We start from the raw sequence: 12,894 nt of genomic DNA on the forward strand, positions 1-12,894 counted from the left end.
CGCTTCTCCGTCGGCGGTGGCCGATCGTCCTCTCCTTGTTCCTGGCCGGAGCCGGTTGCGGCCTCGCCCTGCTGTGGCTCACCCCGGCCTCCTACACCGCCTCAGGGCAGGTCCTGGTGACCGCGACCGGCTCGCAGGAACAGACCAACCAGGTCACCGCCCGCCAGCGCGAACCCCTCAACCTCGACACCGAGGCACAGGTGGCCCGCTCCGCGGTGGTCGCGGCGAAGGCCCGCCGGCTGTTCGGCGGCCTTCCCTGTGCCGCGGAGGTCTCGGTGCCGCCCAACACCTCGGTCCTGGAGATCTCCTGCAGCGCCGCCGACCCGAAGGCCGCGGCCTCGGGCGCGAGCGCCTACGCCCTCGCCTACCTGGCCCAGCGCCGCGAGTCCGCCACCCAGATGCTCTCGGCCCAGCTCAAGGCCGTGTTGCTCAAGCTGAGACAGGCCAACGCGGGTCTCACCAAGGTCGCCACCGAGCTTCCCGATCTCGGCAGGGGGACCACCGAGCGGGCCCTCGCCCTCCAGCGGCAGAACGTCCTCGCCCGCCAGGTTCACAGCCTCACCGCCAGGTACGACGCCCTCAAGACCGTCGCCGTCACCCCCGGCTCCGTGATCAGCCAGGCGGTGGCGCCGACCGGGCCCGCCACCCCCCGGCCGCCCCTCTACCTGGGCAGCGGCCTCATGGCGGGGCTGCTGTGCGGGGTCGGGGTCGCCTGGCTCCGCGACCGCCTCGACACCGCCCTGCGAACCGCCGCCGACGTCAGGCGCCTGACCGGCCTCGACGCCGTCAACAGCGGGGAGACGCACGACCTGGCGGGCGCGGTGCTCGTGGTCGCCGTACCCGGCACCTCCTCGCGCGAGGTGAAGGACGCCGTACGGGCCCTGAACGAACGCGGGGTTCCCGTGGTCGGCGCGTTCGTCATCGGCGACGAGGCCCCGTCGTTCACCGTGTCTCCGTCTCCCCCCGCGCGGGTCCCGGGCGTCTCGCAGGCGCCGCAGATCCCCCACCTCCCGCAGGCTCCGCAGGGCTCACAGGCTTCCCGCCTCTCGCAGACCCCGCACGTCTCGCAGACCCCGCACGTCTCGCCCGCGCCGCGGTCCGGAGGGGCGCGAGACCGCGAGAGCCTCCCGAGGAGAGCCGGGCGGCCTCTCGCCGGCCTGGCGAGCAGCGTGCCGGGCGGCGGCACGGCCGTCCCCGAGCCGCCCTGCGAGAAACCGGAGGCACCCGCCCGCCCGGGAGCGCACGGGATGAGCGGGACCGGGACGAGCGACGCGAGCGGCGACGGAGCACGCGGGGCGAACGGGGCGCACGGATCAGCCGGTGCTTCGGAGGCGCTGCTCGCGCCCCGGGTGTACGGGAACGTTCCACCCGCCCGGCAGACGGCGGGCGGGCGGAGGGGGCGCAGGTCGTGAGGGGTCCGCGTCCGGCCGTCTGGCCGATCGCCGCGCTCCTGGTGGGGTACCCGGCCTGGTGGGCGCTCGGTTTCGGGGGCCTGTCGGTGATCGTGGTGGCCCCGGCGATGGCGCTGGTCCTGTGGCGGAGACGGCCGATCAGGGCGCCGCGCGGCTTCGGCCTCTGGCTGCTGCTCCTGGCGGGTTACCTGATCAGCGCGCTCATGCTCGGCGAGATGCCGCCCGGCACCTACGGCGAGTTCGGCGCCGGACGGCTGATCGGCTACCTGATGCGCCTGTGCCTCTACGTCTCACTGTTGATCATGGTGCTCTATCTGGGGAACCTGACGGAGGAGGAGCTGCCGCAGCTCACCCTGGTGCGGATGCTCGGCGCGCTGTTCCTCACGACCGTCGCGGGCGGCCTGCTGGGCGTGTTCGCCCCGCGCGCCGAGTTCACCTCGCCGGTCGAGATGGTCCTCCCGGGCTGGATCAGCGGCAACCCCTTCGTCCACAACCTGATCCACCCCACCGCCGCCCAGATGCAGCGGGTCCTCGGCCACGCCTCGCCGCGCCCCGAGGCGCCGTTCGAGTGGGCCAACGCCTGGGGTGGCAACCTCTCGGTGCTGCTCGTCTGGTTCGTGGTCGGCTGGTGGGTGTACGGCGGGCCGCGCAGGCGCCTGGCCGTGGTGCCGCTGGTCGCGCTGGCCGCGATCCCCGTCGTCTACTCGCTCAACCGCGGCCTGTGGATCGGGCTCGGGGTCGCCGCCGCGTACGTCCTGCTGCGCCTGGGCGCGCGGGCCCGCGTCGCGACCTGCGCGGCCCTGACCGCCGGGGCGCTGGCGTTCACCCTCAGCCCGCTGCAGGCGGTGGTGGCCCAGCGGCTCGACAGCCCGCACAGCAACGACATCCGCGCCTTCACCGTCTCGGCGACCCTCGCCGCCGCGGGCACCGCGCCGCTCGTCGGGTACGGCAACACCCGCAACGCCACGGGCAACCACCGGACGATCACCACCGGCAAGAGCGGGTGGTGCCCCACCTGCGGCCACCCGCCGCTGGGCGGGGACGGCCAGCTCTGGCACCTGATGATCACGCAGGGTTTCGCGGGGGCCGCGCTCTACGTGGCGTTCTTCGCGGGGGCCGTCCGCCGCCACTGGCGTGACCGGAGCCCGATCGGCCTGGCCGGGGTCCTCGTGATGATCCTCACCCTCCTCTACATGTTCGTCTACGACGGGCTGGTCACCCCGCTCAGCCTGTACCTCGTCTCGTTCGCGCTGCTCTGGAGGAACTCGATGGCGAGCACGGCTTCATGAACGACGCCCGCGCCCGTCTGCGCTACCTGGACCAGACTCTCGACCTGCTGTTCCCCGGCCCCGGCGACCCGAGCCCGTACACCCTGCTCCCGCACCGCCTGCTCCCCCGCAGGCTGGTCCCCCGCGCGTGGTGGCACCCGGGCGGGCGGGTCACCGTGCCGTCGGGCCGGGACGGCATCGAGAGCCACCTGAGCGAGGTGTTCGGCACACCCGTCCGCGTCACGCTGCGCGTGCGACCGGCCAGGCGGGCCAACCGCAAGCCGATCCTGGAGGCGCGCGCCGCCGACGGGCCGATCGCCTTCGTGAAGATCGGCGACACCGACCTGACCCGGGAGCTCGTCGCCCACGAGGCGCGGACGCTCGGCCTGCTCGCCGGGGTTCCGCTGAAGACCGTCGTCCCGCCCGCCGTGCTGCACCACGGATCCTGGCGTGGCCTGTCCGTGCTGGCGCTGACCCCGCTTCCGGTACGGCGGGGACGGATACCGGGCGAGGTCCTCACCGACGCGATCGCCGAGATCGCCCGCATTCCCGGGGAGCATGCCCCGGAGCGCGCTCCGCTCGACGGCCGGGCGCGGGGGAACCCGGCTCCGGAAAGCTCGCCTCCCGAAGCCGCCGCCCGCACCGGACAGGCCCCCGAAGCCTCCCGCACCGGACAGACCCCCGGAGACCTCGCCCGCACCGGACAGACCCCCGGAGGCCCGGCTCCGGGGGACCCGCTTCCCGGAGACACGAGCCGGGGGCCCGGGGAACCGTCCTGCGGGCGAGGGTTCTCCTGGCACGGCGACCTGACGCCGTGGAACATCTCGCGCGGGCCCGACGGGCGGCTGCTGGTCTGGGACTGGGAGCGGTTCGGCACCGGGGTCCCGCTGGGCTTCGACGCCGTCCACCACTTCTTCCAGCGGGCGCTACGCCGCGACGACCCGGCCACAGCGGCCAGGGCCTGCGTGGCGCGGGCCCTGCGGATCCTGGCACCGTTCGGGCTGTCGGCCGCCGAGTCCCGGCTGACCGCGCTCCGCTACCTGATCGCCCTCGCCGACCGTCACGCGGCCGACGGCCACGCGCCCCTCGGACCGCCCGAGGTCTGGCTCACCCCCCTCGCCGACTCCCAGGAGACGCTGCTGTGAAGCCCGCGTTGAAGCGTTCGGTCCACGCGGCGTCGGGGGCCATAGGTCGCCTCACCTCGGGAAGCCGGGTGCTGCCCTCCTTCCTCATCATCGGGGCGCAGCGCTGCGGCACCACCTCCCTGTACCGCGTCCTGTCCCAGCACCCGCTCGTCCTGAAACCCGTCCTGCGCAAGGGCGTGCACTACTTCGACACGGCGTACGACCGGGGCCTGTCCTGGTACCGGGCGCACTTTCCGCTGCGGGCGTCGGCCTCCCGGCTGGCCCGCAGGTACGGCTGCCGGCCCCAGGCGTTCGAGTCGTCGCCCTATTATCTGTTCCACCCACTGGCCGGCCCCAGAATCGCCCACGACCTGCCGGGCGCGAAACTGATCGTGCTGGTCCGCGACCCCGTCGAGCGGGCCTTCTCCGCGCACGCCCACGAGCTGGCCAGGGGCTTCGAGACGGAGCGGTCCTTCGCCAGGGCCGTACGGCTGGAGGAGGAGCGGCTGGCCGGGGCCGAGGAGGCCCTGATCGCCTCGCCGCACTCGACGAACCTGGCCCACCGCCACCACGCCTACCTCGCCAGGGGCCGTTACGCCGAGCAGCTCGCCCGGCTGGAACCGCTGGTAGGCCGCGACCGGCTGCTCGTCCTCGACAGCGGCCGGTTCTTCGCCGAACCCGACCTCGTCTACGACCGCGTGCTGGCGTTCCTCGGGTTGCCGCACCTCGGCGACCCGGTTTTCGAGCGGCACAACAACCGGGCCAGGCCGGGCCCCATGTCCCGCAAACTCCGCCGCGAGCTGACGGCCCACTTCGCGGAGCAGGACACCCTGCTGACCTCGTGGCTGGGCGCGGAGCCGTCGTGGCGCCGCTGACCACCACCCGCCTGGCGGACCTGACGGGCTTGAGGGGGGCCGCGCGGGGCGGGGTGGCGGGGCTGGCGGGAGCGGGGGCGGGGGCCGCCGCGCAGTTCCTGACGGTCGTGCTGGTCACCAGGGGGGTGGGGCAGGAGACGGCAGGTCTCTTCTTCTCGGGAACCGCCCTGTGCCTGATGGTCGCCGCTGTCCTGCGGCTGGACGCCGGGAACGGGCTGGTCTACTTCATCGCCAGGTCCAGGTCCTTCGGCTACCGCCGCGCCTGCGGTCACGTCCGAGCCGCGCTCGTCCCGGTCGCCTCGCTCTCGCTGGCGGCCGGCGCGGCGGTCATCCTCACCACCTCCGACCCGGTGCCGCGGGTGCTGGCGGTGGCCCTGCCCGCGGTGGCGTGCTCGGGCGTCGTGGTGGGCGCGACCCGCGGGTTCGGCTCGATGCGGCCGACCGTGCTGCTGGACGGGGTGCTGCAGCCGGTGACCCAGCTGCTCCTGGTCGGGGCGGTGGTGCTTGCGGACCGCGACTCCGTGCCGCTGCTCGCCGCGGCGTGGGCGCTGCCGTACCTGCCGGTGCTGCTGCTGGCCTCGATCTGGCTGCGCCGGCGGTTGCCCCGGACCCCCTGCCCGCCGGGTACCGCGCGCGACCTGTGGCGCCACACCTGGCCCCGGTCGATGGCTGCCGGGATCCAGGCGGTGTTCCAGCGGCTGGACGTCGTGATCGTGGCGCTGCTGGCCGGGCCGGCCGAGGCGGCCGTCTACACCGCCGCCACCCGTTTCAAGATCGTGGGCCAGCTGGCCGGTCAGGGGCTGGCGCAGGCCACGCAGCCGAGGCTGGTGCGGGCCCTGGCCGGGGGCGACCTGCCGCGCGCCCGCGAGCTGTACCAGTCGGCCACCCTCTGGCTGGTCCTGCTGACCTGGCCGGTCTGGCTGGGGTACGCCGCGCTCGCGCCCTGGCTGCTCGGCGCCGTCTTCGGGGACGGCTACACCGGCGGCGCGCCGGTGGCGTTCGTGCTGGCCGCCACGATGATGCTCGCCACGGCGTGCGGGATGGCCGACGTGGTGCTGACCTCCGCCGGGCACACCGGGTCCAGCCTGGCCAATCTGGTCGCCGCCGTCGCGACGGCGGTGGCGCTGGACCTGCTGCTGATCCCCTCGATGGGCTCGCTCGGGGCCGCCCTCGGCTGGGCGGGGGGCACGGTGGTCAAGAACCTGCTGCCGCTGTGGCGCATCCACCGCCTGTACGGCCTGCGCCCCTTCGGCACGCACAGCCTGACCGCCCTGAACCCCCGGCGGACCCCGTGACCGTGCGGCCCGGCCGCTCTCAACCCCCGGCGGACCCGGTGACCGCGCGGCCCGGCCGTCCCGGACGCCGTGCCCGCACGCGGCCCGGCCGTTCCAGGAAGCTGGACGGGCGGTGGGGGCCGTGACGCCCGTGCTGGTCACCGGGCTGCCCAGGACCGGGACGAGCTGGACGGGCAGGATGCTCGCGGCGAGCGGGGAGCTGGTCTACGTCAACGAGCCGCTCAACCCCGAACACCCGCCGGGCCGCTCCCCCGGCGTCCTCGACGCCGTGGTCGGCCACCGCTTCCAGTACATCTGCCCGGACAACGAGCGGGCCTGGCTGCCCGCCTTCGCCCGTACGGTCGCGCTGCGCTACGGGTTCCTGGCGGAGCTGCGCCGCAACCGGTCACCGTACGACCTGGCGCGGATGGTCCGGTACGGCACCGCGTTCACGCTGGGGCGGCTGGGCGGGCGCCGGGCGCTGCTGGACGACCCGTTCGCGCTGTTCTCCGCCGGATGGTTCGCCGACCGGCTGGGCTGCCGGGTGATCGTCCTGTTGCGCGACCCGGTGGCGTTCGTCGGCAGCTGGCAGCGGCTCGGCTGGACGGTCTACTTCCACGAGCTGCTCGAACAGCCGCTGCTGGTGCGTGACCAGCCGCACCTGGAGGCGTTGCGCCCGTTGATCGGCTCCCAGGACCGCGTCGCCAAGGCCGTGGCCCTGTGGCGGGTGGCCGGGATCACCGCCGCCGACCTGGCCGACCGGCACCCGGGGATCATGCTTGCCCGCTACGAGGACCTGGCCCGTGACCCCCTGACGGGCTTTCGCCACCTGTACGAGTGGGCGGGCCTGACCTGGTCGGCCCGAGCCGAGGAGCGCGTCCGCCGTGCGTGCACGACCAGGTCGGGCGTGACCGCGTCGGGCACGGGCCCCGGCGGCTTCGCCTGGAGCGGCCTGTCCCGCACGGCCTACCGGCCGATGGACTCGCGCCGCGCCCTCGCCGAGGCCGGTGCCCGACTGAGCCCCGAGGAGGCCCTCCGGGTCAGGGAGCTGATCTCCGCGAAACGCTGACGGCCGATCAGGACGATGACGGTCGGGAAGCTCGGCGAAGCCCCCGGCACCGGCGCCTCAAAGCTTCACGGCTCAGAGCTCAGGACTCAGGAGAAGAGGCCTCGTACGAGGGAGACCGTGAGGAGCCGGAGCGCGTACGGCAGGTCGTCGACCAGGTAGCGGCGGGCGAGCCTGCCCGGTTCCCGCGTCAGCCGGAAGATCCACTCCAGGCCACCGCGGCGCATCCATGCCGGCGCCCGCCGGACGGTGCCCGCGGCGAAGGAGATCGCCGAACCGCAGCCGACGAACCAGGTGCCCGGCAGGTCCCGGCGAAGCGAGGCGATGAGCCGCTCCTGCCGGGGGAAGCCGAGCCCGACGAAGACCAGCCGGGGTGCTGCGGCGATCACGGCGTCGCGCACCCGGGCGTAACTCTCAGGATCGTCCTCGAACCCGTACGGCGGGGCGTCGACCCCGGCGATCATCAGCGTCGGATGGCGGTTCACCAACTCGCGGGCCGCCTGCGCGGCCGTGCCCCGGGGACCGCCCAGCAGGTATACGGGATGGCGGTAGAAGGCGGCGGCCTCCGACAGGGACCAGATCAGGTCGGCGCCGGTGACCCTGCCGGGGATGGGGGTGCCGAGCAGTCTCGCCGCCCACACCAGCGGCATGCCGTCGGCCACCGCCAGGTCGGCGCGCTCGACGAACCGGCGGGCCCGGGGGTCTCGGGCGACGGTCCGGCTGATGTCGACGTTCGGGGTGACGAGGTGGCCGCCCTCACCGCGTTTCAGGGCGGCGACCACGTGGTCGACGACCTCGCTCTCGGTCATCGGGTCGATCGCGACCCCCGCCACGTGCACGCGCCTGCGCAGACGCCTGCGGGTGGCCTTGTCGGGCCGGGGCCTCCGGCGGGGGACGCCCGGGGTCGTCCCCCGCCTGGCGACCGGCGTTCCGGCCCGCCCTGCGACGGCGGGCAGGCCGGGCACCGGATCGCGACCGGTGGTCGCGGACCGGTGGTCGGTGAGGGGCGGGGCCGGCGTCACGGTGTCACGGGTGGCCGGGACCGCGGCCCGCCTCACCACGGACGACATGACCTGCGAGTCGTGGCGCATGACCGCCAGCGGCGGCTCGGCGGCGCGCCCCGGCGCGGGCGGAAGGACCGGCAGGCCGTAGCGAGCGGTCGCGCGCGGGCGCTCGACGGCCTGCCCCGCCGCGGACGGAGCGAGCACCAGACCGTGAGCGAGCACCAGACCGTGGCGGGGGAACACCGGCGGGCGCTCGACGGGCTGTCCCGTCAGGAGCGAGGCGACCGGCGGGCCGTGGCGCGCGGGTACCGGCGGGTGCTCGGCGGCCTGGTCCGTCATGGACGGCACGATCCAGGCACCGTGGCGGAGGGTCACCCGTGGCTGCTCGGTGATGGGCGCCATCAGATGCCGTGCCCTCGGTGGTTCAGGACACTGAGCATGATCCTCGCGGGGATCAGGCCCGCCGCCACCGCGAGCGCGATGGGCGCGCGGGGCTCGCCGTGGCGGGCGGTGAACGCCCGCCAGGCCCAGCGGCCCGCCTCCCGCCGCTGGCCGAGGGCCGCGTGGTGGAAGGCGAGCTGACCGTAGACCCGCGCCGCGCCGCGCGGATCCACGGCCAGATCAGGGTGCCGGGCGAGCATCCACTGCAGCCCGGCGATCCGGTCGGCCCAACGGGCCACGTACGAGGAGCCACCCCAGCGCACCCGGACCAGGGGCCGGTCGACGTGCACGATGGGGTGTTGGGCGGCGGCGCGCAGCGCCAGGTCCCAGTCCTCGTTCTGGCCCTTGGGGGCGCTCTCGTCCACCCAGAGCCCGCCGCGCCGGAACAGGAAGGTCGAGGAGTGCACCATCACCATCCGCGAGCGCACCAGGTGGCGGTAGGTGACGCGGCTGGTCCCGGCCAGCCGGGGGATGCGCCGCGAGCCGTACTCGACCTCGATGGCGCAGCTGCAGAAGCGCGCGTCCGGCTCCGCCTCCAGGGCGGCGACCTGGGCCTCGATCTTGCCGGGCAGCCACTGGTCGTCGTCGTCGCAGAAGGCGACCATGTCGGTGCCGAGGGCCGCGATGCCGGTGTTGCGGGCCCCGGGCAGGCCCGGGGTGAGCCGGTTGGCCATCACGCGCACGCCGCGTGGGGGCGCCTCGCGCCGGCCGGGCGCCAGTGCCCGGCCGGCCAGGAGGTCGGCCACCTGGTCGGCGACCCAGGCCGGATCACCGCCGTCCACGACGACGACGACCTCGACGGGGCCGGGGTGGTCCTGACCGAGCACGGCGAGCGTGGCCGCGCGCAACTGGTCAGGCCGGTGTCCCCGGGTGGGGATGACGACACCCACCGATGTGTTCACCAGGACCTCCCGAGGATGCTCTGGCCTTCAGGCCGGTGAGGAATCGGGAGCGACAGAGCCGTCATGGCCCGAGCGTGCTCTGAACGTTCAGTCATTTCGATCGGCTTCTTTCTGAGTCGCGTAGCCGTAGCCGTCCGCGCGCTGAAGATGACGGACATGCCGGTGGTTGATTCCGGTGACGCGACCGTGCCGGGTGGTGATGTCGAATGAGCCGGAGGAGCGGACCAGGACTCGCCCGGCGTGAAGCCCGGCCTTCTTGCCTGCCGGGACGTTCGCCCGGACCAGGTCGCCGGTCTGGAAGCCGTGGTGCAGCTTGATCCGTGGCCGGACAAGACGGGGGAACCCGTATCGATCAGGGGTGGTGCGGGCGTAGGTGCCGCGCCCGGCCGCCAGCAGGCGACGGGCACGGGCGGGGTGGCAGGGGTCGAGCGGGTGGCCGTGCCTGTCCAGGACGAACACGACGGGGTGAACCTCACGGTTCGCTCCCTCGGGCGCCGAAGCGTCCTCGGGGTGACGCCGAACGGGCCAGGTGCCGGTCCGCTCGATCTCCCCTCGCCCAGGTTGAACACCAGGGACCGCCGCGAGGCGGTGTCCGTGAGCCGTTTCGTGCCCACCCTCGGGCGTGTCTGCTCCCACGGATTCCGGAGCGGCAGGCTGAGGAAGCACCCGCCGGTGGGTCTGCGATCTCGTGTTCAACATAGCCATCAAAACGCACCTCCTTGAACTGACGGCCAGGGCTGGTCAACACGGGGCTTCAAAGCGCATCGTCGCGCCTCAAGCCCTCTCCTTCAGGAGGGGGCCGTTGACGCGAGTCTCCTGTGATAGCCATACTTGATCATGAGGGGCCAGGTCAGCGCGGTGACCAGGCGCGACTGCCGGGACGACGCGACGGCGCGCCAGCTGTCGTCCCTGGTCAGCTCCGTGCGGCCGACCGTGAAGCGCACGGGGTTGCCCGAGGCCGTGTGCGCCGTCGAGAGCTCCGCCCAGTTGCCCGACAGGAAGTCGAGGCGGCACGGGAGTCCGATCCTGGCGACCACGCGCCTGAGCGTGTCGGCGGGGGCGTCGAGCAGGTCCTCGTAGCGGATCCGGGTGACCGGTACGCCCCTGCGGGCGAGGAGTTCGAGGCTCAGATTCTCGCTCAGCCAGTGCAGCGAGGTGCGAGAGGGCGACCAGTGGGTCATCGGGCGCCCGTCCTCGGGACGCGCGACCCTCCTGCGCCAGGAGTGCGCGACCGCGCGGGGGTCGCGGACCACGTGGACGACCTGGACGTCGACCCCGGCCGCCGCGAGGCAGAAGGCCAGCGAGGCGTGCTTGCTGGAGTCGATCACGACCGGGCAGTCGGCGACCTCGCCCGCCGCGTTGTACAGGTCACGGTGGACCGCGGCGTACTCGTCCAGCTCGGCGGTGCCGGGCGTCGGCCACCTGCCGGTGCCCGCCTGCTCCTCGGCCAGCAGCCTGGCCAGGGTCGGGATGCGCCGGGTGCGGTCGACGCGGGACCTGAGCGCGATCATCCGGTGCGCCAGACCCTCGGACCAGCCGCCGAACGCGCGCTCGCCGACCTTCTCCCAGAAGGGGCACGACCCGAAGGGCTCGCCGCACCCGCAGGACTCGTCCGCGAGCGCGCTCCTGGCCCAGAGGTGGACGACCTCGCCGAGCGGTGCGATGCCGGGGACCTCCCCCAGCAGGCGCTCGAGCAGCGTGGTCCCGCTGCGGCCGAGGCCGCCCAGGAATACCACCCGAGCAGGTGACGGACTATCAGACACAGGCACGAATCCTTACCCGACGGATACGGAACGTGCCGAGGCTAGCGCGGAGCGTAACGGAGGAGTCAGAGAACGGACAAAGGATCTACCCAGCGGGTGTAACGCCGCCCGTCTCCTGAACGGGAAAGGGCCGGAACCTCGCAACCCGGTGCCGGGCGGGCCCATGGCCGGGTCACGGGCGCGAGGGGATGCGCGGTTCCACGAACGACGACCGGCACCTCGGGAAGGGCTCCGCACCGCCGGACGGGCTTACCCGGAAGGGTTCGGAAAGAACGATCCGACCGGCACCGTGGACGGCTTCAGGGACGGCTCCGGGAACGGCGAACCGCCCGCGGTCCGGCGTGGCCCTCCCGTCGCGCACGGGGAGGGGCCACGGCGGCCCGCGGGCGGGCAGGCGGGGCGTGCCTACCGGGCGTCGACGATCATCCCGGCGCCGACCGTGTTGTTGGTGGACTCGTCCACGAGGATGAATCCGCCGGTGAGGCGGTTGCGGGCGTAGTCGTCGACGAACAGGGGCTGGGTGACGCGGAGCGACACCCGCCCGATCTCGTTGAGGCCGAGCGACTGGGCCGTCTCGTCCCGGTGCAGGGTGTTGACGTCCAGCCGGTAGTGCAGGTCCTTGACCAGGGCACGGGCCGTGCGGGTGGTGTGCTTGATGGTCAGCTTGGTGCGCGGGGACAGCTTGGCGGTGTCGGCCATCCAGCAGATCATCGCCTCCAGCTCCTGGGAGACCTGCGGCTGGTTGTTCGGGCGGCAGATCATGTCGCCGCGCGAGATGTCGATGTCGTCCTCCAGTCGCAGGGTGACCGACATCGGCGGGAACGCCTCGTCGACCGGCCCGTCGAAGGTGTCGATCGACGCGATCCGCGTGGCCAGGCCCGAGGGCAGGTGCATGACCTCGTCGCCCGGCTTGAGCACCCCTCCGGCGACCTGGCCCGCGTAGCCGCGGTAGTCGTGCAGGGAGGGGTCGGTGGCCCGCTGCGGGCGGATGACGTACTGCACGGGGAAGCGTACGTCGACCAGGTTGCGGTCGGAGGCGATGTGCACGTGCTCCAGGTGGTGGAGCAGGGAGGACCCGTTGTACCAGGGCGTGTTCTCCGAGCGTGACACCACGTTGTCGCCGTGCAGCGCCGACATCGGGATGAACGTGAGGTCCGGGGCGTTCAGCTTGGAGGCGAACGCGGTGAACTCCTCGCGGATCTCCTCGAACCGTTCCTGGGAGTAGTCGACCAGGTCCATCTTGTTGACGGCCAGCACCAGGTGCGGCACCCGCAGCAGGGTGGTGAGGAACGCGTGCCGCCGCGACTGCTCCAGCACGCCCTTGCGGGCGTCGATCAGGACGATCGCCAGGTCGGCGGTGGAGGCGCCGGTGACCATGTTGCGGGTGTACTGGATGTGCCCGGGGGTGTCGGCGATGATGAACTTGCGCTTGGGAGTGGCGAAGTAGCGGTAGGCCACGTCGATCGTGATGCCCTGCTCCCGCTCGGCCCGCAGGCCGTCGGTGAGGAGCGACAGGTCGGTGTACTCGGTGCCGCGGTCGCGGGAGGTGCGCTCGACGGCCTCCAGCTGGTCCTCGAAGATCGCCTTGGAGTCGAAGAGCAGCCGCCCGATGAGGGTCGACTTTCCGTCGTCGACACTTCCCGCCGTGGCGAAGCGAAGAATGTCCATTAGCGCTGCTCTCCAGAGGTCGTACGGCGTGCGCGGCGGGACCGCGCGGGAAGGGGCTCGCGGGAGGCCGGGTGGGCCGGGTGGCACGGGGAGCCGG

General features: G+C 73.4%; 11 protein-coding genes. 6 read left to right on the forward strand and 5 right to left on the reverse strand.

Features of this window, described 5'->3' with window-relative positions; all coding sequences use genetic code 11:
- Positions 1–35: 35 nt before the first annotated feature.
- From ACTOQ3_RS37190 to ACTOQ3_RS37215, 6 genes are all read left to right on the forward strand, one after another.
- Positions 36–1,412, forward strand: coding sequence for a hypothetical protein (locus ACTOQ3_RS37190; protein WP_440088260.1), 1,377 nt, complete (start codon positions 36–38; stop codon positions 1,410–1,412).
- Entirely contained in the window at positions 1,409–2,701 is a 1,293-nt protein-coding gene (locus tag ACTOQ3_RS37195; RefSeq protein ID WP_440088261.1) for a hypothetical protein, read from the forward strand. The genes ACTOQ3_RS37190 and ACTOQ3_RS37195 overlap by 4 nt, the downstream gene beginning before the upstream one ends.
- The gene (locus ACTOQ3_RS37200; RefSeq protein WP_440088263.1) at positions 2,698–3,825 is read left to right on the forward strand and encodes a hypothetical protein; all 1,128 of its coding nucleotides are present in this window, start codon (positions 2,698–2,700) and stop codon (positions 3,823–3,825) included. The genes ACTOQ3_RS37195 and ACTOQ3_RS37200 overlap by 4 nt, the downstream gene beginning before the upstream one ends.
- Positions 3,822–4,679 (forward strand): sulfotransferase family protein, encoded by an 858-nt coding sequence (locus ACTOQ3_RS37205; RefSeq protein WP_440088265.1) that lies wholly within the window; start codon positions 3,822–3,824, stop codon positions 4,677–4,679. Before ACTOQ3_RS37200 ends, ACTOQ3_RS37205 begins: the two co-directional genes overlap by 4 nt.
- Positions 4,667–5,974 carry a lipopolysaccharide biosynthesis protein gene (locus ACTOQ3_RS37210; protein WP_440088267.1) on the forward strand — a complete coding sequence of 436 codons (1,308 nt, stop codon included), beginning with the start codon at positions 4,667–4,669 and terminating at the stop codon, positions 5,972–5,974. Before ACTOQ3_RS37205 ends, ACTOQ3_RS37210 begins: the two co-directional genes overlap by 13 nt.
- A gap of 121 nt (positions 5,975–6,095) precedes the next feature.
- Positions 6,096–7,022, forward strand: a complete 927-nt coding sequence (locus tag ACTOQ3_RS37215) for a sulfotransferase (RefSeq protein ID WP_440088268.1) — start codon at positions 6,096–6,098, stop codon at positions 7,020–7,022.
- An 86-nt stretch (positions 7,023–7,108) separates the two neighbouring features.
- Here the strand turns inward: ACTOQ3_RS37215 and ACTOQ3_RS37220 are convergent, their stop codons facing one another.
- The 5 genes from ACTOQ3_RS37220 to cysN all read right to left on the reverse strand — a co-directional run bounded on the left by ACTOQ3_RS37220 (position 7,109) and on the right by cysN (position 12,797).
- Positions 7,109–8,362 carry a WecB/TagA/CpsF family glycosyltransferase gene (locus tag ACTOQ3_RS37220; protein WP_440088270.1) on the reverse strand — a complete coding sequence of 418 codons (1,254 nt, stop codon included), beginning with the start codon at positions 8,360–8,362 and terminating at the stop codon, positions 7,109–7,111.
- A 62-nt stretch (positions 8,363–8,424) separates the two neighbouring features.
- Positions 8,425–9,366, reverse strand: coding sequence for a glycosyltransferase family 2 protein (locus ACTOQ3_RS37225; RefSeq protein WP_440088271.1), 942 nt, complete (start codon positions 9,364–9,366; stop codon positions 8,425–8,427).
- 87 nt (positions 9,367–9,453) lie between these two features.
- Positions 9,454–9,825 (reverse strand): RRXRR domain-containing protein, encoded by a 372-nt coding sequence (locus ACTOQ3_RS37230; RefSeq protein ID WP_440088273.1) that lies wholly within the window; start codon positions 9,823–9,825, stop codon positions 9,454–9,456.
- Between the two features lie 329 nt (positions 9,826–10,154).
- Positions 10,155–11,129, reverse strand: a complete 975-nt coding sequence (locus tag ACTOQ3_RS37235; RefSeq protein ID WP_440088275.1) for a sulfotransferase — start codon at positions 11,127–11,129, stop codon at positions 10,155–10,157.
- Positions 11,130–11,534: 405 nt separating this feature from the next.
- A complete protein-coding gene (gene cysN, locus ACTOQ3_RS37240) occupies positions 11,535–12,797 on the reverse strand; it encodes a sulfate adenylyltransferase subunit CysN (RefSeq protein WP_440088277.1) in 1,263 nt (420 codons plus the stop codon).
- Positions 12,798–12,894: the final 97 nt, after the last annotated feature.

The sequence above is a fragment of the Streptosporangium sp. LJ11 genome (genome assembly GCF_051918945.1).
Classification (GTDB): domain Bacteria; phylum Actinomycetota; class Actinomycetes; order Streptosporangiales; family Streptosporangiaceae; genus Streptosporangium.

Excerpts from the sequence above, each read along its gene's own strand:
- ACTOQ3_RS37200 (WP_440088263.1), top strand. The coding sequence starts at position 2,698 with ATGAACGACGCCCGCGCCCGTCTGCGCTACCTGGACCAGACTCTCGAC.
- ACTOQ3_RS37220 (WP_440088270.1), bottom strand. The coding sequence starts at position 8,362 with ATGACGGACCAGGCCGCCGAGCACCCGCCGGTACCCGCGCGCCACGGC.
- cysN (WP_440088277.1), bottom strand. The coding sequence starts at position 12,797 with ATGGACATTCTTCGCTTCGCCACGGCGGGAAGTGTCGACGACGGAAAG.